This is a genomic window from Rahnella sp. BIGb0603 (genome assembly GCF_024808755.1).
Classification (GTDB): domain Bacteria; phylum Pseudomonadota; class Gammaproteobacteria; order Enterobacterales; family Enterobacteriaceae; genus Rahnella; species Rahnella contaminans.
In genome coordinates this window covers 43052-63729 of sequence record NZ_JANUEX010000009.1, presented here as the reverse complement: position 1 = coordinate 63729, position 20678 = coordinate 43052, and the positions used below count along the sequence as shown (strand labels likewise).

General features: G+C 54.1%; 17 protein-coding genes. 12 read left to right on the top strand and 5 right to left on the bottom strand.

The window, feature by feature from the left end:
* Positions 1-24: 24 nt before the first annotated feature.
* Positions 25-2166: an intracellular growth attenuator family protein gene (locus tag M2403_RS20805; RefSeq protein ID WP_206738972.1), complete on the bottom strand. Its 2142-nt coding sequence runs from the start codon at positions 2164-2166 to the stop codon at positions 25-27.
* Between the two features lie 442 nt (positions 2167-2608).
* Here M2403_RS20805 and nudE point away from each other — a divergent pair, with 442 nt between their 5' ends.
* Entirely contained in the window at positions 2609-3166 is a 558-nt protein-coding gene (gene nudE / locus M2403_RS20800) for an ADP compounds hydrolase NudE (RefSeq protein WP_152327520.1), read from the top strand.
* 97 nt (positions 3167-3263) lie between these two features.
* Here the strand turns inward: nudE and mrcA are convergent, their stop codons facing one another.
* On the bottom strand, positions 3264-5822 hold the full coding sequence (mrcA, locus tag M2403_RS20795; RefSeq protein ID WP_152327519.1) for a peptidoglycan glycosyltransferase/peptidoglycan DD-transpeptidase MrcA: 2559 nt from the start codon (positions 5820-5822) through the stop codon (positions 3264-3266).
* 121 nt (positions 5823-5943) lie between these two features.
* Between mrcA and pilM the strand changes: the two genes are divergently transcribed.
* The 11 genes from pilM (at position 5944) to trpS (ending at position 15976) form a co-directional block, all read left to right on the top strand.
* Positions 5944-6783 (top strand): pilus assembly protein PilM, encoded by an 840-nt coding sequence (gene pilM / locus M2403_RS20790; RefSeq protein ID WP_208950301.1) that lies wholly within the window; start codon positions 5944-5946, stop codon positions 6781-6783.
* Complete coding sequence (locus M2403_RS20785) at positions 6783-7346, top strand: PilN domain-containing protein (protein WP_259230784.1); 564 nt, start codon at positions 6783-6785, stop codon at positions 7344-7346. The genes pilM and M2403_RS20785 overlap by 1 nt, the downstream gene beginning before the upstream one ends.
* Positions 7343-8200: a DNA utilization family protein gene (locus M2403_RS20780; RefSeq protein ID WP_152327516.1), complete on the top strand. Its 858-nt coding sequence runs from the start codon at positions 7343-7345 to the stop codon at positions 8198-8200. Before M2403_RS20785 ends, M2403_RS20780 begins: the two co-directional genes overlap by 4 nt.
* Positions 8200-9456: a DNA uptake porin HofQ gene (gene hofQ, locus M2403_RS20775; RefSeq protein WP_259230781.1), complete on the top strand. Its 1257-nt coding sequence runs from the start codon at positions 8200-8202 to the stop codon at positions 9454-9456. The genes M2403_RS20780 and hofQ overlap by 1 nt, the downstream gene beginning before the upstream one ends.
* 348 nt (positions 9457-9804) lie before the next feature.
* Positions 9805-10326, top strand: coding sequence for a shikimate kinase AroK (gene aroK, locus M2403_RS20770; protein ID WP_104923635.1), 522 nt, complete (start codon positions 9805-9807; stop codon positions 10324-10326).
* Between the two features lie 56 nt (positions 10327-10382).
* Positions 10383-11465 carry a 3-dehydroquinate synthase gene (aroB, locus tag M2403_RS20765; protein WP_259230778.1) on the top strand — a complete coding sequence of 361 codons (1083 nt, stop codon included), beginning with the start codon at positions 10383-10385 and terminating at the stop codon, positions 11463-11465.
* Between the two features lie 129 nt (positions 11466-11594).
* Positions 11595-12644 carry an SPOR domain-containing protein gene (locus M2403_RS20760; protein WP_259230776.1) on the top strand — a complete coding sequence of 350 codons (1050 nt, stop codon included), beginning with the start codon at positions 11595-11597 and terminating at the stop codon, positions 12642-12644.
* A gap of 80 nt (positions 12645-12724) precedes the next feature.
* A complete protein-coding gene (gene dam, locus M2403_RS20755) occupies positions 12725-13540 on the top strand; it encodes an adenine-specific DNA-methyltransferase (protein ID WP_152327512.1) in 816 nt (271 codons plus the stop codon).
* Between the two features lie 49 nt (positions 13541-13589).
* Positions 13590-14267: a ribulose-phosphate 3-epimerase gene (gene rpe, locus M2403_RS20750; protein ID WP_152327511.1), complete on the top strand. Its 678-nt coding sequence runs from the start codon at positions 13590-13592 to the stop codon at positions 14265-14267.
* Positions 14260-14958 (top strand): phosphoglycolate phosphatase, encoded by a 699-nt coding sequence (locus M2403_RS20745; RefSeq protein ID WP_259230774.1) that lies wholly within the window; start codon positions 14260-14262, stop codon positions 14956-14958. The genes rpe and M2403_RS20745 overlap by 8 nt, the downstream gene beginning before the upstream one ends.
* Position 14959: 1 nt before the next feature.
* Positions 14960-15976, top strand: a complete 1017-nt coding sequence (trpS, locus tag M2403_RS20740; protein ID WP_152327509.1) for a tryptophan--tRNA ligase — start codon at positions 14960-14962, stop codon at positions 15974-15976.
* An 81-nt stretch (positions 15977-16057) separates the two neighbouring features.
* Here the strand turns inward: trpS and M2403_RS20735 are convergent, their stop codons facing one another.
* The 3 genes from M2403_RS20735 to cysG form a co-directional block, all read right to left on the bottom strand.
* On the bottom strand, positions 16058-17776 hold the full coding sequence (locus M2403_RS20735; protein WP_405047850.1) for a ShlB/FhaC/HecB family hemolysin secretion/activation protein: 1719 nt from the start codon (positions 17774-17776) through the stop codon (positions 16058-16060).
* Positions 17777-17864: 88 nt separating this feature from the next.
* The gene (locus tag M2403_RS20730) at positions 17865-19022 is read right to left on the bottom strand and encodes a collagen-like triple helix repeat-containing protein (RefSeq protein ID WP_208950308.1); all 1158 of its coding nucleotides are present in this window, start codon (positions 19020-19022) and stop codon (positions 17865-17867) included.
* Between the two features lie 239 nt (positions 19023-19261).
* Positions 19262-20644, bottom strand: coding sequence for a siroheme synthase CysG (cysG, locus tag M2403_RS20725; protein ID WP_165061045.1), 1383 nt, complete (start codon positions 20642-20644; stop codon positions 19262-19264).
* Positions 20645-20678: the final 34 nt, after the last annotated feature.

The window sequence follows — 20678 nt, the reverse complement described above, 5'->3', positions numbered from 1 at the left end:
TGGCGCAGCGCCACCGTGTGTTTTTCAGCCGGGATTATGGACCGGCATCGGCATCAGCGTGGGGTGAAAGCAAGAGTTGTAATATTGCTGAATGTCGTCGATACGGCGTTTATCTTTCACGAAGCGGCGGACAAACAGCAGGGTATTCACCAGCAGGATCCCGATGAGCAGGAACAGCAGTAAACTGGTGCCCAGATAGCGCCATAGCGTCGAAATATCCGGCTCGCTGTGCAGTGAAATATGGCGGGTGCCGTTTGCATCAATGCTGATACTGGTAATCACGCCCTGCGCGCTGAACGGCGTATGCAGCAGCAGTGACGAGAGATGTTGCAGCTGTTTCCACTGATCCTGCGCCGGATTTCCGGATAACCCGGCTGGGGGCACCGGCATTTCAATAAGCTGGTGTCCTTCATCATTGCTGATCAAAAAGCCTCCCGGCGGCGGGCTGTTCAGGCTGTCAGCGGCGCGGCGGGTTTCCTGAATGAAGAACGAAGACGTTGCGTTGTTAACCAGCTCACTCAGCGACTGCGCGCTGACCGGGCGCAGCAGGACATTAATCCCCTGCAAAGAACCGGCTTTCGCGCGTTTGACTAACGCGTTCCAGTTACTGGAGTTACCCAGATTGACCAGCGCATTTTTCAGACGCACACAGTCATTGCTCTTGCCGCAAAGCGTTTCGGTTTTCAGAACGATATCCGCGAAATCATCGAGCAGGATCATGCCGGATTTTTCAATGGCAGTCGCCAGTTGCGGGTTGATGTTCTGCTCCGGGCTTTCTCCCGGATGCATCTGGTTATTGACCGTGGTCTGCAACGCGGTAGCGGCATCAATAATTTCGGACTGCGGAACCGGCAACGGCGTCGCGGTATTCCAGTAAATCCCGGAGCAGTCAAAAGGCATATAACCGGAGGCTGTCCGGCTGGCGGACGGCGGCACATAGCACATGCCGGTTCCCTGAACTTTCAGGGTATCGCCGACGCGCAATGCGGTTTTTTCCAGTTCCTGCACGCTGTTGACCTGAGAGCTTTGTGCGCCCTGAAGCCACGCGACGCTGAGCTTTAAAGGCAATCCGAGCGGGACATAAACCAGTAAAACCAGCAGCAGGAGGAAAGCGCAGGTTGCCAGCACCAGATTTTTACCCCAAAGCTGGAGCGGAAATTTTTTCACTTCTTCATGCAGCGACAGATAGCTTCCCTGACGGACAACCTGGCTGTTCATATACACTTCTACGTCGGTCGGTTGCCCTAAGTCACGGCCGATATAAGGCTGCCAGTGCGGCGGATAAACCAGATCGACAGCTCCCAATGAAATGTTACTAATATCGCCCTGTTTGGATTCACCAAACAGACCCCAGCGTTTAGGTAAGCCGCGCAGGCAATGGATTTCCTTACGGTTTTTACCTAAACGTTCGGACACCAGCCGCCAGATGACCCATGCCACCAGACAGGCAGTAAGCGTCAATAACCAGGGCAGCAACATGACCGGGCTTTGCAGCGTGATAAATAACAGAAGAAGCGCGCCGGAGATAGCCAGCGCTTCTTTCACGCCGTTCGAACGGGTCAGCGCGTGCTCTTCCCGCGTTTCCCGTCGCACTTTCACCAACTCGATATGTTCGCTTTCTTCATGACGAATCGAAGCATTTTGCGGTTGTGAGGGGATAACGGCAGAAACCGGCGTGGAGCCTTCGTAAACGTGATCGGCCAGCGTGTGACCATTGAGCGAGATCACCAGCGGCATGGTTTGGGTTTTGATGAGCTCGACCTGATTTTCCTGGGCAATATATTGTTCCCAGAAAGGCGGAAGATGGATTTCAGTGGCGTCCAGAAAGTAACGCCACTTGTTGGGATCTTCGCTGGCGACGCCATAACGTGTAATCGCCCGCGTCAGGCTGTAGACGTTTTCACTTTTGGTGGTCAGCGTGAGTTTATCGCGCAGGATAATCAGATTATTGCGGTGGGTAATCGGCGTCTGGCCGAGCCCTTCATTCTGACGAAGATAGCGTTCGACGGCATCGCGCTCTTTCTGTGAAAGTTTCCGCTGGCTGGGTGTGGGGAATCGCACGACGGACTCGTCGCGTTGGCGACGACGCATTACAAGCCAAAAATAAGACCCTGTGGCAATGATTGCGATACACAACAAAACCAGTGTCACGACTACTGTGCTCATCCGATCCCCGTTCAGACGTGGGTGACTTACGTCAACTCTGTGAAAGTATTATACATAAACGAAATGCACATTCTGCGCGCAGCGGCCTTTTTGGTAGGAATTTTATTATTATTTGCCTGAATGGTGTGCACAAAAACACCAATGTAAAGGATACCGGCAATTGTGAAGTTCAGGGTATCGGTATAATCCTATTTTGATGTGGGTGTGTTTTTGTTAAAGCAAAAGTGTGACACCGGTAAGTCAACGCGTCTTTTTTAAACCGGGCGGGCGTGCTTTTTAAACAAAAATTCTTGCTAAAGGGATCGGAGGCACGGATGTTATTCTGTAAATATTGCGATTCTGACCCGCATTAACGCACAATGACTTCTACAAGCGGCTTTTTAATCGTAAAACGAACCCATTAGAACGCCTCTGGTCAGGTGAATAATAAGCTGGGGATGAAATGACACAACACCTGCAAAAACCGAAAATCCTGAAGGTGGAAACCGTTGCCCGTTCGCGTTTGTTCACCATTGAATCCGTCGAACTGGCTTTCAGCAATGGCGCCGGGCGTGTCTATGAGCGCATGCGCCCTTCAGAACGTGAAGCGGTGATGATTATCCCGGTCATTGACGATGAACTGGTGCTTATCCACGAATATGCCGTGGGCATCGAAAGTTACGAACTGGGATTTCCGAAAGGGCTCATTGATGCCGGTGAAGGCGTGCTTGAAGCGGCGAACCGCGAACTGATGGAAGAGGTGGGCTTTGGCGCGCGGCACTTTGATGTGCTGGCAAAACTGACCATGGCTCCGTCGTATTTCTCGAGCCGCATGAATATCGTCATCGCCAAAGATTTGTATCTGCAAAGCCTCGAAGGTGATGAGCCGGAACCTTTGCCGCAAACCCGCTGGCCGGTTTCGCGCATGATGGAACTGCTGCAACATCCTGATTTTTGCGAGGCACGTAACGTCAGTGCGCTATTCCTCGCGCATGATTTCCTGACGCGTAACGCGCGCTAAACGGGAACTGCATCCAAAAAAAAAGCCGGTCGTGCATTATGCAGACCGGCTTTTTATTATCCGGCGGTTTATGCCGGACAACTTATCTTTCACGCCATCAGAACAGTTCGTGTTCCTGACCATTATCCATAATGGTTGTCCCGACCTCATGAACCGCATGTTCCGTCGGCTGCGTTCCGTCGATGAAGTATTCCGGACGGCTGTTACCACCGCCGTCGGACAACTTACCGGTGCTCTTATCGATGGTCACCGTGACAATGCCCGGAGGCGGCGTCTGCGGTTGTTCAGGTACGCCTTCCAGCACGGATTTCATGTAATCATCCCACGCTGGCTGGGCGCTCTTCGCACCACCTTCATAGCCTGAAATCTGATCCGGGATCGCGCCGGAAGCCGTCGTGCGGCCTAAATCACGGCGATGATCGTCAAAACCAATCCAGACAGACGTTACTACTTCAGGGCCACCGTATCCGGAGAACCAGGCATCTTTCGAGCTGTTGGTCGTACCGGTTTTGCCGCCGATATCATGACGTTTCAAATCACGGCCTGCGCGCCAGCCTGTCCCCATCCAGCCCGGTTCCCCGAAGATGTTGGAGTTCAGGGCGTCGCTGATCAGGAATGACAGTGGTGCGCTGATAACGTGTGGTGCGTATTGCTGCGCGGCATCAACCTGCGGCGAGTTCGGCGGAACCTGTTCCAGCTGCGGCGTTGGTACACTAGCATTGTTGTTCGACGTAGACGTTGCCACGTTTTCAACATTGTCATCCGACAGCACGGCAGATTTCTGCGTTTCGCCGTAAATAACCGGAATATTACAGGTGCGGCAGGCAATTTTCGGTTTCGCTTCAAACTGCACCTGACCGGATTCATCCACAATTTTGGTGATGAAATACGGATCAACCAGGAAGCCGCCGTTGGTCAGCGTCGCATAACCACGCACAACCTGGAGCGGGGTGAATGAAGCCGAGCCCAGCGCCAGTGATTCGGAATGAACGATGTTCGCCGCCGGGAAGCCGAAACGTTGCAGATATTCTGCCGCGTAATCCACGCCCATCGCACGCATCGCACGCACCATTACCACGTTCTTGGATTCCCCCAGACCCTGACGTAAACGGATCGGGCCGTAATACGTAGGCGGTGAGTTTTTCGGACGCCAGTCCGTGCCCGCGCCGGCATCCCAGCGGGTAATCGGCATGTCGTTGAGGATAGTTGCCAGTGTCAGGCCCTTATCCATCGCGGCGGTATACAGGAACGGTTTGATGTTTGAACCGAGCTGACGCACCGCCTGATTAGCACGGTTAAATTTGCTCTGGTTGAAGTCAAAACCGCCGACCAGCGCTTCAATCGCACCGTCCGTTGAGTTCAGGGAAACAATGGCCGAGTTGACGTCAGGAACTTGTGCCAGCCACCAGTCATCACCCACTTTACGTACCCAGACTTGCTGACCGGGCTGAACCACGTCGGAAACGCGTTTCGGCGTCGGGCCCTGCGCGGTGTCACTGCGGTAAGGACGCGCCCAGCGCATGCCGCTAAATGGCAGGCTGATCACGGCGCGATTCGACATCGTGGCAGTGGCCTGAGCGTCATCCGTTGCCGTGATAACCGCCGGGAACAGCGGGCCATAAACCGGCAGCGTTTTCAGAGACTGAACAATCTTGTTCTCATCCCACGCGGGCTCGCCGACTTTCCACAGCTGATTTGACGCACCGCGGTAACCATGGCGCATGTCGTAGTTCATCACGTTGGTGCGCAACGCTTCCTGCGCGGCCAGCTGCGTTTTTTTGGTGATGGTGGTGTAGACCATATAACCGTCGTTATAGGCGTTGTCGCCATAACGTTTCACCATTTCCTGACGCACCATTTCAGTCAGATACGGCGCGGAGAATTCAATGTGCGGGGCATGATAGTTCGCCACCAGCGGCTCTGCGCGTGCCTGATCGTACTGCGCCTGCGTGATGTATTTCTCATCAAGCATACGGGCCAGCACGGTATTGCGGCGTGCCAGAGAACGGTCATGGGAATAAAGCGGGTTGAAGGTTGACGGCGCTTTTGGCAGGCCGGCAATCACCGCCATTTCACTGAGCGTCAGTTGGTCGACGTTTTTACCGAAGTAAACCTGCGCTGCGGCACCGACGCCATAGGCGCGATAACCGAGGTAGATCTTGTTCAGATACAGCTCAAGGATTTCATCTTTGGACATCATCTGTTCGATACGGATGGCCAGAAAAGCTTCCTTGATTTTACGGGTCAGCGTGCGTTCGGGGCTGAGGAAGAAGTTACGGGCTAACTGCTGAGTAATAGTACTCGCGCCCTGTGAGGCGTGACCAGACACCAGCGCAACGGAAGCCGCACGGAAAATACCGATCGGGTCCACGCCGTGATGCTCATAGAAACGACTGTCTTCTGTTGCGATAAACGCATGCACCATCTCCGGTGGGATTTGGTCAAGTTTCAGTGGGATACGGCGTTTTTCACCGTACTGGGCGATCAAATCACCTTCAGCACTAAAAACCTGCATCGGTGTTTGCAAGCGCACGTCTTTAAGCGTGGCGACGTCGGGAAGCTGAGGCTCGATATATTTATACAAACCGAAGATCGAGGCCGCTCCCAGCAAAATGCAACACACTGCAAGAATCAATAAATACTTTACGAACTTCACCTGAGATTTCCCATTAAGTGTCAATTGGGCAGTTTATAAACAACCGCGCGGTAGTATAAAGGCAAGCCAGCAACATGGATACGTTCTTTTATTTACCTGACAATATGGAGATTGAACGAAAATGCGACTACAAGCATGGCAGGTAGGTCTGGATATTCAAGCCGGTTTCGCCCGTGCGATTGCCGTTCAGCGGCGGCGGCATGGCTGGCAATTACGTCACTGGTGGCAACATCCCTTGCCCGATTTCACATTGCGGGAGGGGATATTACATGAGAGCGCGCCGCTGATCGCCATTTTATCGTGCTGGCGAAAAACTCTGCCGGCATTGATTTCGTTGCGAATAAGTCTTCCGGCACAACGGATTATGCAACAGCGGCTGGCCGTGCCGGACAGCCGTTTACGCGAACCCGCCCGCAGTGCATTTATCTTTGCCAGTGCCGCAAAGCAGTTCCCGCTGAGCATAGAACACCTGGTAATGGATTACCGCGCAGACCCTCAGGGTGATAATCAGATTGTGGTGACGGCGGCCCGGCAGCAGGAAATTGAGCAGTGGATAGCCTGCATGGCCCAGGCGCGTCTGTTTCCCGATATCATCGAACTCGCACCTTGTGCGCTGCACGTTGCCGCGCATGCCGCCGGGCTTCCGGGTGATGCGTTGCTCGTCCATCCGATGGACGACGCTTTTCTGTGGGCTTCTCCGCACAGCCTGCCTTTTCAGTTTGGCCTGTTTTCTCACGGAGAAATCGAAACTGAATCCTCCCTGTTAGAAAAAGTACGTGCTCAATATCGCGCAGCCTCATTGTGCAGCCGTGACGTGTTTTTCAGTGGTGAATCACCGCAACCACTGATGCAGAACTGGTCGCCACTGAGTGCCATCGGCCAGCTCTCTGCGCCGCTTCCGGCCAACCCGGGTGCATTTGCCCCCGCCGTCGGGCTGGCGCTCAGGCAGGCGGATTACTGATGCTGCAAGTTAACTTCATGCCGTGGCGCCAATTGCGCCGTCAGCGTCTTTTGCGCTACTGGCTCAGGTTTTTCGTTTGCGTACCCGTCTGTGTGATGTGCGGCGTTTTTGGTCTGTCGCTTTTTATCCTTCAGGAGCGAACCCTGTTGCAGATGCATTTATCTGCTCTGACTTCCTGCGCGCAAAAATTGTCTGTTCAGCAACGCCGCGTGACCTTGGCGCTGGCTGAGCACAAAGTCATCGCCGAAAAACGTGCCGCGAGCCAGCAGCGCCGACAGGCCAGTCTGAACGATCTGCAACTTCTGGTGCTGCTGTCGGCGCAGATCCCGGCGGAAGTCTGGCTGAGCGAGCAGACAGAGCATCAGGGGCAACTGACGTTAAAAGGAGAGGGGCGTTTTTATCACGATATTCTGGCCTTCAGCGAAGCGCTGACCGCCAGCCCGTTGCTGAGGGATGTTCATCTGTCGAACGTTGAGCAACAACCTGAGCATGCGCTGAGTTTTGTGCTGACAACCCGTTTTCAACCGCAGAATGCTGCGCCGGTTGGTGGGGCGTTGCCATGATGATGACATTCTCCGCGCGCCTCGAACCGCTGATGGAAAAACCGGGCTGGCAACGTCTTATTGCACTGGCAGGATGCACACTGGTGCCCGTTCTGATGTGTTATCAGTTTTTGCTCCGGGGTTTATGGCTGGAGCAAACAGAATTAAAGCAGCAAACCGACGCGCAGCAACTGACGGTTTCGCGGGCGCAGGTGGCTTTATTACGCGCTCCGGCGCTGGACAGTCTTGAGCCTTCGCTAAAGGAAAATACGCCGGAGCAAAAGCAAAGCTTGCCGCTAGAGCAGCAATTTTCGCAGCCGCTAAAAGATGCACAGGCCACGCTGATCCGCTGGCAACCTGCGGCAGAAATGTCAGCAGCGCCACAGGGAAAATTGCAGCTCAAATTATCTTTCAGCGGCCTGATGAATTTTCTGTCAGCACTCCAGCAGCAGCCGGAACAGCCCGCATTCAGTGAACTGATTTTGCAATCTGCCGGAGGTGAAATGACGGCGTCCGTTTTACTGACACAAACGACGGGTCTGGAATCTTTTCCTGAAAATGCAATCACTGCGGTAACGCAGCGAGATCCGTTCGCTTCGGCCGTTTCATCGTCCTGCACAACCGCCGTTCAACCGCTTTTGTGGCGGTTAAGCGGTATCTCTTATGCCGGTGAGCAGCTTTCCGGCTGGCTGCTTTCGCCGGAGGGGCGATGGATACGTGTTGAAACGGGCACACAGCTCGGCACGCCTGCGTGGACCATCGACAATCTGGACGGCTCACATGCTGAGCTCAACATGGCGGATCCCCGCTGTGGCGAGCAGCGGCAGACACTTTGGCTTGGCAAAAACACGAATTCTCCAGGGAAAGGAAATTAATGAAAAACATCGGTTATTTCTTCGCAGGGTTAATGCTCTGTTTCAGTGGGGTGAAAGCGGCAACGCTGCCACCGGTTTCACTCGAATTCCAGGCATCTCCGGTTGCGATGGTATTGCAGGCACTTGCGGAAACGCGGGAGTTAAATCTGGTGATAGCGCCTGGTGTCGACAGCCAGATCAGCGTGAAGCTGAAAAATGTCCCCTGGCAGCAGGCGCTGGACATCATTTTGCAAATGAGCCATCTCACCAGTCAGTTACAGGGGAATGTTTTACTTGTGTCACCGGTTATCGATCCGCTTGTGCAACAGCAGCAGCGTCAGGACGCCGCAGATCAAAGGGCGCAGCAAAGCCCCGTTATCAGCCTGACAGTGCCGTTGAAATATGCCGATGCAAAAGAAGTTGCGCTCAGCCTGAACGCGCAAAAAGGCTCACTGCTTTCCGCCAAAGGCAGCGCCACCGCCGATCCCCGCACCAACACACTTTTATTACGTGATACCCGCGAAGCGCTGGATATCGCAGAACCTTGGGTCAGGGAGATGGATTTGCCGCTACAGCAGGTGCAGCTGGCTGCGCATATTGTCACGATGAACAGCGAGAGCCTGCGTGAGCTGGGCGTTCGCTGGGGGTTCAACGGTGAGGAAGCCATCACCAAAGCGGTACGTGTCAATAATTTCAACATGGGACTGCCGGTGGAGAACCCGATGTTTGCCGCAGGTTTTAATCTGGCGCACATCAGCGGCCGAATTCTGGATCTGGAACTCACGGCGCTTGAGCAGGAAGATAAGGTGGATATCATCGCCAGCCCGCGCCTGCTGACCGCGCACATGCAAACCGCCAGCATCAAACAGGGCACTGAGATTCCGTATCAGGTTTCAAGCGGCGCAAGCGGCAGTACTTCGGTTGAATTTAAAGAGGCGGTACTCGGCATGGAAGTGACACCGAAGATTCTTCGCGACGGGCGTATCGAGCTGGCGCTGCAAATCAGCCAAAACATGCCGGGGCGAAGCATCAAACAGGCCGAAGGCGAAGCGCTGGCAATTGATAAGCAGGAAATTAAAACGCAGGTGACGGTCAAAGATGGGGAGACCCTTGTTCTTGGCGGGATTTTTCAGCGAAAAAACCAAAAAACAGACACCAAAGTGCCGGTGCTGGGCGACATTCCCGTCGTCGGTTCCTTGTTTAAACACCAGTACACGAATGAACAGCGGCGCGAGTTGGTGATTTTTATCACTCCGACCTTAATCCGCACCCAATAAACGGGTATTCTGACTTAACTGAAATTGCACAATAACGTTGAGCGCATGCAACTTTTTGTGTCGTGAGAGACTTCTGAGTTTGACGCTGCGGTCGATTTAGCTTACAAGGGTTACCGAATTGAGCACCGTGATCTTTTTATTACGACAGACACGCCGATAAAAACGTACGGTTTCCCTCCTGCGGCGTGCAAAGTGATTTATTCGGTTGCCAAACTACCAAGAGTGTTGAGATAATTTTTTTCTGATCTCGCACTATATCGCTCATGAGGTTTCAGTTTAGGTCCCGCCGCTAATTTGATTGGCGGGGCGGGTTATCATCAACGAATTGTCTTAGTAATACCGAAAAACATGGCAGAGAAACGCAATATCTTTCTGGTTGGGCCTATGGGTGCCGGCAAAAGCACTATTGGTCGACAGTTAGCTCAGCAACTCAATATGGAGTTTTTCGACTCCGATCACGAAATTGAGCGACGTACCGGAGCTGATGTGGGCTGGGTATTTGATTTAGAAGGCGAAGACGGATTCCGCGACCGCGAAGAAAAAGTGATCAACGAACTGACAGAAAAACAGGGCATTGTTCTGGCAACTGGTGGGGGTTCCGTTAAATCACGTGAAACCCGTAACCGTTTGTCAGCGCGTGGCGTTGTCGTCTATCTTGAAACTACCATCGAAAAACAACTGGCGCGTACACAACGCGACAAAAAACGTCCATTATTACAAGTGAGTGCTCCGCCACGTGAAGTGCTTGAAGCACTGGCGAAGGAACGCAATCCTTTGTATGAAGAGATTGCCGACGTCACTATTCGTACCGATGATCAAAGCGCCAAAGTCGTTGCTAACCAGATTATTAACATGCTGGAAAGTAACTGATTATTGGTTCCGGTCATTGCCTGAGGGTGTCAGCTAAAAAGGTTACAAAGCACGACATGGAGAGGATTACCGTAACGTTAGGGGAGCGTAGCTACCCCATTACGATTGCTGCCGGATTGTTCCACGATCCGGCTTCTTTTATGCCGGTAAAGGCAGGCGATCAGGTCATGATAGTGACCAATGAAACGCTTGCTCCTCTCTATCTGGACGCTATCCGTTCAGTTCTGGAGCAGGCAGGCGTTCGTGTTGATCAGGTGATACTGCCTGATGGTGAACAATACAAATCCCTGACTGTTCTGAATGACGTGTTTTCCGCGCTGCTCGAGAAGCCGCACGGACGTGATACCACGCTTGTCGCCCTTGGTGGCGGCGTAGTCGGTGATTTGACCGGCTTCGCTGCTGCCAGTTATCAACGCGGTGTGCGCTTTATTCAGGTGCCAACCACATTGCTGTCTCAGGTTGATTCTTCCGTCGGCGGTAAAACGGCGGTAAACCATCCACTCGGAAAAAACATGATCGGCGCGTTTTATCAACCTGCGTCGGTGGTGGTTGATCTCGACTGTCTGCGAACGCTGCCTGCCCGTGAAATGTCATCGGGTCTCGCGGAAGTTATCAAATACGGCATTATTTTGGATGCCGATTTCTTTGTCTGGCTCGAAGACAACATGGACGCATTACTGGCGCTGAATATGAACGCGCTGGCATATTGCATCCGTCGTTGCTGCGAGCTGAAAGCTGAGGTTGTGGCTGCCGATGAACGCGAAAACGGTATGCGCGCCTTACTGAATCTGGGCCATACTTATGGCCATGCTATTGAAGCAGAAATGGGTTATGGCAACTGGCTGCACGGCGAAGCCGTCGCGGCAGGTATGGTGATGGCGTGTTATACCGCGCATCGCCTCGGGCAATTTAGCCTGGGGGATATCGCGCGTGCCAAAGCGTTGTTAATCCGCGCGGGTTTACCGGTTGCAGGCCCGCAGGTCATGGAAGCGCAGTCTTATCTGCCGCACATGATGCGTGATAAGAAAGTACTGGCTGGCGAGCTGCGTCTGGTTTTACCTAAAGCAATTGGTCAGTCTGAAGTGCGCTCCGGCGTATCGCATGAAATGGTGCTGGCTTCGATTGAAGATTGCCGTTAAGACTGCGGCCATGCTTTTGGCCAGATAACGACCGATTTTACCAATGCCCAGCAAAGCTTTATTTTTTAGTCAGGATAGTTGCTCCGCGTAAAACCTGTTTCAGGTTTTTAGCCGGGTTGGAGGTTTTAGATGGATGATTTAACACCGGAAGACGATCTCAAACCAGACACCAGCGATCGCCGCCCACCGCGCGCGCGCAAACCGTCTCCTTCCATTCCAAAGGTTCCTGTGAATCGTCAGTACGTGATGATCGGCATTGGTATTGTGGTGCTGATATTACTGATTGTCGGCATTGGTTCCGCCATGAAGTCGCCAGCGACTACCCCATCCGCGCAGCAGAACAACGGGCCTAAAGACATCAATCTTGCGGGCAACGACCTTGCGGGCAACAATGCGGCCGCACCGGCTCAGCCTTCGGCGCAAGCACAGGCGAATACGGCGCAGGCGGCTAACGGCCAGCAACCTCAGAGCATTGGTTTACCGCCAGTTTCTTCTACACCGACTGAAGCGCAGCCTCTGCCAGATAACGGGCAGAAAGAGCGTGTCGATCTGCCAGGCGATATGGGCGATGCTTTATCTTCCCAGCAGAATCAGGTGGATGGCGTAGCGCAAGGCAGCATGACACCCGCTGCCCAGTCACTGACCTCTTTACCGACAGCCCCGGCTACGGTGAACGGTTCGGCGCGGACTCAGATGCCTGCTGCCTCTCAGTCTTCAGCAACGCATACACGCCCTGCACAACCTGCGCGTAATACTCAGCCTGCTCATACCGCGAAACCGGCTGAACACAAACCGGCGTCTCAGACCGCGAAGTCTCAGCCTCAGGCGACGAAATCTCCTGCGACACATCCGTCAGCAGCACCGGCTGTCTCAGCCCCTGTTGTTGCTTCCGGCAGCGCATCGATGATTAAGTCTGCTCCGGGTTCGCACTTTACCCTGCAATTGAGCGGCGCTTCTCAGTCCAGCACGTTGAATGCATTCGCAAGACAGCAGGGCCTGAAAAATTATCTGGTTTATCAGACAGCCCGCGACGGGAAGCCGTGGTTTGTGCTGGTCAGTGGTAACTACGCTTCTTCCTCTGAAGCTAAACGTGCCATTTCCAGCTTGCCTGCGGAAGTTCAGGCGAAAAAACCGTGGGTCAAACCTGTACATCAGGTACAGCAAGACCTGAAAAAATGAATCTGATCTCAACGCGATTTGCTGTCTAAAAACAGGATACAATCCGCGGCTGTGAATTGTATAAGTAGCTAACTGACGGCATGAAGAAGAACCGCGCGTTTTTGAAGTGGGCTGGCGGCAAATACCCGCTGATTGATGACATCAGACGTCATCTACCAGCGGGAGATTGTTTGATAGAGCCTTTTGTTGGCGCGGGTTCGGTATTTTTGAATACCGAGTATGACGCTTATATTCTGGCGGACATCAACAGCGACCTGATCAATCTCTATAACATCGTGAAAATGCGTACCGAAGAATTCGTACGCGACGCCCGTGTGCTTTTCACGCCTGAGTTTAATGAATCAGATCGTTTTTACGCACTGAGGGCTGAGTTTAATGCCAGCAGCGATCCTTATCGTCGTTCGGTACTTTTCCTCTATCTCAACCGCCATTGTTACAACGGTCTTTGTCGTTATAACCTCAGTGGTGCGTTTAATGTCCCGTTCGGACGCTATAAAAAGCCGTATTTCCCTGAAGAAGAGCTCCACTGGTTTGCGGAAAAAGCCCGCAATGCGGTGTTTGTTTGCGAGCATTATCAGGACACTTTGCTGAAAGCGCAGTCTGGCTCGGTGGTGTATTGTGATCCCCCTTATGCACCGCTTTCGGCGACGGCCAATTTTACGGCGTACCACACCAACAGTTTTAGTATGGAAGATCAGCGCAATCTGGCGCGGCTGGCGTATCAGCTTTCCCATGAGAATAATGTGCCGGTGCTGATTTCCAACCATGAAACACCGCTGACGCTGGAATGGTATGCAGAGGCGAAACAGCTGCACCGCGTCTCGGCGCGCCGGACGATCAGCAGCAAAGTGGCTCAACGCAGCATGGTAAATGAACTTTTAGCGTTATATCGCTGATTACCGGCTAGCCGGTGATTTTCGGGAACCTTATCGTTTGGAGAAGCGGATGAAACAGTTTTTGATTGCACCGTCCATTCTATCGGCTGACTTTGCCCGCCTGGGTGAAGACACGGCGAAAGCATTGGAAGCTGGCGGAGATGTCGTCCATTTTGATGTGATGGACAATCATTACGTCCCGAATTTAACGATGGGGCCGATGGTCCTCAAATCATTACGCAATTACGGCATCACGGCGCCTATCGACGTGCATCTGATGGTGAAACCGGTCGATCGTTTGATCCCGGATTTCGCAGAAGCCGGGGCGTCTTACATCACTTTCCACCCTGAAGCCTCCGAGCACGTTGACCGCTCGCTGCAACTGATTAAAAGCCACGGCTGTAAAGCAGGTCTGGTTTTCAATCCTGCTACGTCCCTGAGTTATCTGGATTATGTTCTGGATAAACTTGATGTGATCTTGCTGATGTCCGTCAACCCGGGCTTTGGCGGTCAGTCATTTATTCCCGGGACGCTTGATAAATTGCGTCAGGTTCGCAAAATTATCGATGACAGCGGTTACGACATTCGCCTTGAAATTGATGGCGGCGTGAAAGCCGAGAATATCCGCGAAATCGCCGCAGCCGGTGCAGACATGTTCGTCGCCGGTTCCGCCATCTTTAACCAGCCTGATTACCGCACCGTGATTGACCATATGCGTAGTGAACTGGCTAAGGTCTCCCATGACTGAGCCTCTTGTTGCACGCGGCATTGCGTTCGATTTAGACGGCACGCTGGTCGACAGCGCGCCGGGCCTTTCCGAAGCGATTGATCTGGCGCTGCGTGATTTTGGCTTACCGGCCGCAGGCGTTGAGCGCCTGAGCACCTGGATTGGTAACGGTGCCGACGTGATGGTTGAACGCGCGGTTCGCTGGGCAGAAGGTGATTTGTCACCAGAGTTCCTGCAAAAAGTGCGCGATAAGTTTGACCACTACTACGCCGATACCGCCACTTCAGGCAGCCGTTTATACCCGCAGGTGAAAGAAACGCTGGCTGCGCTGGCGGCTCTGGATCTGCCATTAGGGCTGGTCACCAACAAACCCACGCCGTTTATCGCGCCTCTGCTTGCCTCACTGGGCATCGACAGCTATTTCTCGCTGGTGATTGGCGGCGATGACGTCGTGGTGAAAAAACCGCATCCGGCACCGGTCTATCTGATGCTGGGAAAACTCGGTCTGCGTGCCAGTGAAATGGTATTTGTTGGCGATTCCCGCAACGATATTCAGTGCGCTCAGGCGGCGGGCTGCCCGTGTGTGGGCATGACTTACGGCTATAACTACGGTGAATCTATCGCGCTGACGAAACCCGATCGCGTGCTGGATCATTTCGCCGACCTTTTGCCCACTCTGGGGCTGTCATCTTTAAAAGATCAGGAAGCATAAAATGAGTAAACCCATCGTATTTAGTGGCGCACAGCCTTCCGGTGAACTGACCATTGGCAACTACATGGGTGCGCTGCGTCAATGGGTTCATATGCAGGACGATTACGAATGCATTTACTGCATCGTCGATTTGCATGCGATCACCGTACGCCAGGATCCCGCTCAGCTGCGTAAAGCGACGCTTGATACGCTGGCGCTGTATCTGGCTGTCGGCATTGATCCGAAGAAAAGTACCATCTTTGTGCAGTCTCATGTTCCTGAGCATTCCCAGCTGAGCTGGGCGCTGAACTGTTATACCTATTTCGGCGAGCTGGGTCGTATGACGCAATTCAAAGACAAATCAGCGCGCTACGAAACGTCTAACAGCGAAAGCATCACCGCGGGTCTGTTTGATTACCCGGTGCTGATGGCCGCCGATATTCTCCTGTACCAGACCAACCAGGTGCCGGTCGGTGAAGACCAGAAACAACATCTGGAGCTGAGCCGCGATATCGCCAGCCGCTTCAATGCCCTGTACGGTGATGTGTTTACCGTGCCTGAGCCGTTTATTCCGAAATCCGGCGCGCGCGTAATGTCGTTGCAGGAACCGACTAAAAAGATGTCCAAGTCCGATGACAACCGTAAAAACGTGATCGGCCTGCTGGAAGATCCGAAAGCGGTGTCCAAAAAAATCAAAAGTGCGATGACCGACTCCGAAGAGCCGCCTGTCGTACGTTATGACGTGAAAAACAAGCCGGGCGTTTCTAACCTGCTTGATATTCTGTCCGGCGTGACCGGCAAACCGATTCCGGAACTGGAAGCCCAGTTCGAAGGCCAGATGTATGGTCATCTGAAAGGCGCTGTCGCTGAAGCGGTTGCCGGTATGCTGACCGAAGTGCAGGAACGTTATCACCGTTTCCGTAACGACGAAGCTTACCTGCAGGAAGTGATGCGTGAAGGCGCTGAGAAAGCCCGCGCGCGTGCAAAAGTGACGCTGGCAAAAGCCTATGAAGCTATCGGTTTTGTGACCGCGCCTTAATCGCTGAGTCTGTTTGAAAATGAAAAGCCACGCCTTTCGGGACGTGGCTTTTTTGTTTGGGGTTTCCGGGTGAAGAACGCGTTAAGAACCGGCGCTGAAGTTGTAGGTAAATGTCGCGTTATAGCGCCAGTCGCGGGAATGGCTGTCGAGCGGGACATCGCCGATGGCCCGCGCGGCTTCGACCGATAACGTATAGTGACGGTTATCGCCAAACATCACGCCAATTGCATAAGACGACAGATTCTGTTTCGGTAATCCGGCCTGATTGAATTCGGTGTGCGCACCGTCGATCACCGTGTAAGGCTGAATGGTTTTCAGCCAGATTCCCTGTTCCAGATTGTGGATATAGCGCAGTTCCACCTGGCCGCCGACGCCGTAATCGCCTTGCGCATCGCTGTCCGGATAGCCGCGCCCGTAATGTAGCGCGCCGAAATTCACCCGTTCCGGCTCCGGCAAATCATTGTCTGACCAGTCTCCTTCAACTGACGTACTGAGCCGCCATTTTTTGTCGAACAGATACGCTGCATCGCCGTTGAATTTCCAGCGGGTAAACGACAGATCGGCATTTGGCGTGGAATTCGTCGCGCCCAGCCCGTCGATCCCCTGGCGGACGTTAAATTTCGTGCTCCAGTATGACTGGTCATATTCGCGATAACCGGCCAGCGTGATTTCTGCCGCCGGGTAGCGTATGCGCTGATTCACTTCCTGCAGCCGCACGCGCTGGTTTCCCAGACTTGCCTGCAAATCGTAATCATATTTTTTGTCGAGATAATCCAGCCCGCCGCTGATCGTCCACTGTTTTTTCCGTGTCAGCTCTAACGGATAACTGAACACGACGCCGCCGTTGTATTGCGTCTGAGTATTCTGCGAACCGACGTTGATGCCGTTCGGCAGCGATAAAATGGTGTTGTAGTCTTTGTCTTTCTGCTGGTAATAACTGCCTTTGAGCTGCATCAGCAGCCCGTCGTCACCGAGATATTGCTGATAGTTCAGACCGGCATAGGTTTTCCGCGTGTCGCTTTCCAGCGGAATTAATGTCGCAATTCCCAACTGTTCGCCGTAAGTGCTCAGCCCGCTGAGTGTGGCGTTGACCACTGCGGAACTGTCCCCTTTGCGCGTATCGACCGCAGTCTGAATGTTCCAGTTGCGCGGGCGCAAAGCCTGTACATTGAGCACGGTCGCGCCGTAGATATTGTCCGGATTATTGGCGGAGGCGGTCACTTTGGTGTCTGGCGTGCGCTCCATCAGGAGGGTGTAGCGCTCGAACGTATCCTGCGTCAGCGGTTTATCCGCCATGATGTGTTGCGACAGTTTGCTCAGCCAGCGACCGACCTGCTGATTATCGCTGTGGATCTGGGTGCCGGAAATATACCCTTCGACCAGCCCGATTTTCACCACGCCATCTTTGAAATTATCCGCAGGAATGTAGGCATAAGAGAGTACGAATCCGTCCTGATGATAACGCCGGGTAATTCCGTCCGCGGCCGCCAGTAGCTGCGACAGCGGCACTTTCTTGCCGACAAAAGGAGCGAAAGGCGCAGCCAGAGAATCCAGAGGATATTGCGTGCCGCCTACAAACTGAATGTGCTTCACCTCTATCAGCGTCTGAGGCGTCAGGCTGGGGGCGTTTTTTTGTGCGGGCAGTTCGATTTTTTGTGTTTTAGCCGGAGGTTGTGAAATCGGCTGAGCCAGTTTGGCCGGGTTATTCGGGTCAATCAACGTAGGGAACATGTCTGCCGAACTGTAACCAACGACAGAGCCCAGTAACGCCACTATGCAGGATTTTATTCTCATAAACATTCCTTTGAACGCACAGGCAAATGTGGGAACCCGGAGGGAGAAGCCCGCTCCCCGGATGTCCGGACAGCGGGCTTTTTACAACAATGTACTATGGTGTTTTATTCACCTTCAGGCCGAGCCCGCCGGTGACCGTCCCCAGCGTGGTCCCGACGCCCGCAATCAGGCCGCCTGATTGTGTGAGCGAAGCGCCTGCGCCAGCAGAAATACCACCGGAATTACTGGCGGTGGTCGTCGTTGTGCTGCTGGCCGGAACCAGAAGCGTACCGGTTTTAGACACTGCCTGGCCGGTATCTGTAACTGCGGTGCCCAGACCCGCCAGCGCCGGTGTGCTGGTAGAAACCTGTGTCCCGACGGAGCTGACCGCGCCGCCCACCTGATTCAGCAAACCGTTAACAGGCGTACCTAAACCGGTCGCGCCGCCCACGGCTTGGGTGGTGGTTTGTACATTGGCGACAACCGGCGTCACGATGCCCGTCGCTGCCGTCGTGACGCCGGAAAGCGCGCCGCTCTGTACGTTTTGCGCCAGACCGTTACCGGTCGTGGTGACCAGTGATCCGACGTTATTCACCAGACCGCCCGTCGCACCGGTTATGCCACCCAGCGGCGTGCCGGCGGTGTTAGCGGCAATGGACGTTCCAAGACCGGATACGCCGGTGCCTAAATCAGCCACGGCTTTTGGCACGCCTGCGACCGTGGTGCCGATGGCATTAGGATTGGTGCCAAACTGGCCGACACCGTTTTGAATACCGCTGCCCACGGACGTCACCGCATTCCCGGCGCTGTCGACAATGGTCACAACGCCTGAACCTGCGACCGGAATATTACTGATAGGTGTCTGGCTGGCGATACTGCTGACTTGTGTCCCCAGGCCACTGACTGCGCCACCCGCACTGCTCAGGATGGTGCCGGTAGTGAGTGTGGTGGATGTCGATCCGGTCCCTGTCCCTGTTCCGGTACCCGTCCCGGTGCCTGTCCCCGTACCCGTTCCGGTGCCGGTTCCATTACCTGCGGTGGTGGTTCCGTCACCGGTCGTTGTGGTGCCTGTTCCGGTTCCATTTCCGGCGGTCGTGGTGCCGTCACTGCCTGTTGTTGTCCCGTCTCCGGTCGTTGCCGAGCCGGTGGTGGACGTTTTTGCCGTATGAGAAGAACCGCCGCCGCCACTGCCGCTACAGGCAGCCAGTGACAGGGCGACTAAGATTGCCAAAGCAACCTTGTTAACATGACCAACATGAATGGTATGGCGCATGATTTGACCCTCCACGGGAGATTACGCCACAGTCGGCGTACTTAAAGTCTAAGTTGAAGATTCTGAATATTCCATTTGTGTGGGGTGAATATTTTGGTTTTAAGAGAGTGAATCCCGGAATTCAGGAATTTTATTCTGTTATAAGAATTCTCTTATAATTTAAGGCAGAGAAGTGAAAGTCATATCACTTCTCTGAATTGATTAAAAAAATAAATGGAGTTTTCGGGCGGGGAGGGGTGTTACTGCGGCGTTTCGCTGGCAAACCAGTTGAGTTTATGGCGCAGGCTGACCACGCTGCCGACGATAATCAGGCTCGGGCTTTGCACCTGTTTAGCCAGATTTTCGAGGTCAGTCAGGTTTCCGGTGACCACGCGCTGCTGCTGGCTGGTGCCGTTTTCGACCAGCGCGACAGGCGTTTGTGCTGCCAGACCATTTTCCAGCAGACGCCGTTGGATCTCGCCCGCCTGCGTCAGCCCCATATAAAACACCAGCGTTTGCTGACCCTGCGCCAGACATGCCCAGTCGAGTGCGCCGTCCTGTTTGGCGTGGCCGGTGATTAGCCGTACGCTTTGCGCATGATCGCGGTGCGTCAGCGGAATGCCGCTGTAGGCGGAACAACCCGAGGCGGCCGTGATGCCTGGCACAACGGAAAACGCGATGCCCGCGGCTTTCAGTGCTTCCAGCTCTTCGCCGCCGCGACCAAAGATAAACGGATCGCCACCTTTCAGGCGCACAACGCGTTTACCCATTTGCGCCTGTTCCAGCAGAATTTCGTTGATGCGCTCCTGGGGAACACAATGATGCCCGGCGCGCTTGCCGACGAAAATGCGCTCGGCGTCGCGGCGCACCAGATTCAGCACGCCGTCGGAAACCAGCCGGTCATAAACCACCACGTCGGCCAGCTGCATTTGCTGCAAACCCTTGAGCGTCAGCAGACCGGCATCGCCCGGCCCGGCACCGACCAGAATCACTTCACCGTGTTTATCCACCGGCTCGCTGAATAATTCTTCGAGATATTGCCCGCTTTGCGCGTCGTCATTATTGGCCAGTGATTGCGCCAGACGATGATGATTAAACAGCTTTTCCCACCAGCGGCGGCGGTCGGACATTTCGCTGAACTGCGCTTTGACCCGTGCGCGTAATCCGCCCGCTACCTGCGCCAGTTTGCCCAGATGTTGCGGCAAAATGGATTCCAGACGTTCGCGTAACAGGCGCGCCAGAACCGGCGCATTGCCGCCGGAAGAGACGGCGATCATCAGTGGTGAACGGTCGATAATCGACGGCATGATCACGCTCGCGCTTTCCGGTGCGTCCACCACGTTACAGAAAACGCGGCGTTGCTCGGCGGCTTCGCTGACTTCCTGATTCACTAAATCAGAATCCGTCGCGGCAATGACCAGCCACTTTTCATCGACCAGCAGCGGCGAGAATTCGCCTTTCAGCAGGCGGACTTTGCCTTCGTCTGCCCAAATCTCAAATTGCGACGTGAAGGTGAGGGCGTTGACCGTCAGTTTCGCACCGGCATCGAGCAGCAAACGGGCTTTGCGTTCGGCAACGTCACCGGCGCCCACCAGCAGACAGGCTCTGTTTTTTAACTGACAAAAGAGGGGCAAATAATCCATGACGACGTTCCCGAAAGCAGATAACAACGCCGCC

Bases quoted from the DNA above. Each gene is read 5' to 3' on its own strand.
- M2403_RS20805 (WP_206738972.1), bottom strand. From the start codon at position 2,166: ATGAGCACAGTAGTCGTGACACTGGTTTTGTTGTGTATCGCAATCATT.
- nudE (WP_152327520.1), top strand. From the start codon at position 2,609: ATGACACAACACCTGCAAAAACCGAAAATCCTGAAGGTGGAAACCGTT.
- pilM (WP_208950301.1), top strand. From the start codon at position 5,944: ATGCGACTACAAGCATGGCAGGTAGGTCTGGATATTCAAGCCGGTTTC.
- M2403_RS20785 (WP_259230784.1), top strand. From the start codon at position 6,783: ATGCTGCAAGTTAACTTCATGCCGTGGCGCCAATTGCGCCGTCAGCGT.
- M2403_RS20780 (WP_152327516.1), top strand. From the start codon at position 7,343: ATGATGATGACATTCTCCGCGCGCCTCGAACCGCTGATGGAAAAACCG.
- hofQ (WP_259230781.1), top strand. From the start codon at position 8,200: ATGAAAAACATCGGTTATTTCTTCGCAGGGTTAATGCTCTGTTTCAGT.
- aroK (WP_104923635.1), top strand. From the start codon at position 9,805: ATGGCAGAGAAACGCAATATCTTTCTGGTTGGGCCTATGGGTGCCGGC.
- aroB (WP_259230778.1), top strand. From the start codon at position 10,383: ATGGAGAGGATTACCGTAACGTTAGGGGAGCGTAGCTACCCCATTACG.
- M2403_RS20760 (WP_259230776.1), top strand. From the start codon at position 11,595: ATGGATGATTTAACACCGGAAGACGATCTCAAACCAGACACCAGCGAT.
- dam (WP_152327512.1), top strand. From the start codon at position 12,725: ATGAAGAAGAACCGCGCGTTTTTGAAGTGGGCTGGCGGCAAATACCCG.
- rpe (WP_152327511.1), top strand. From the start codon at position 13,590: ATGAAACAGTTTTTGATTGCACCGTCCATTCTATCGGCTGACTTTGCC.
- M2403_RS20745 (WP_259230774.1), top strand. From the start codon at position 14,260: ATGACTGAGCCTCTTGTTGCACGCGGCATTGCGTTCGATTTAGACGGC.
- trpS (WP_152327509.1), top strand. From the start codon at position 14,960: ATGAGTAAACCCATCGTATTTAGTGGCGCACAGCCTTCCGGTGAACTG.
- M2403_RS20735 (WP_405047850.1), bottom strand. From the start codon at position 17,776: ATGTTTATGAGAATAAAATCCTGCATAGTGGCGTTACTGGGCTCTGTC.
- M2403_RS20730 (WP_208950308.1), bottom strand. From the start codon at position 19,022: ATGCGCCATACCATTCATGTTGGTCATGTTAACAAGGTTGCTTTGGCA.
- cysG (WP_165061045.1), bottom strand. From the start codon at position 20,644: ATGGATTATTTGCCCCTCTTTTGTCAGTTAAAAAACAGAGCCTGTCTG.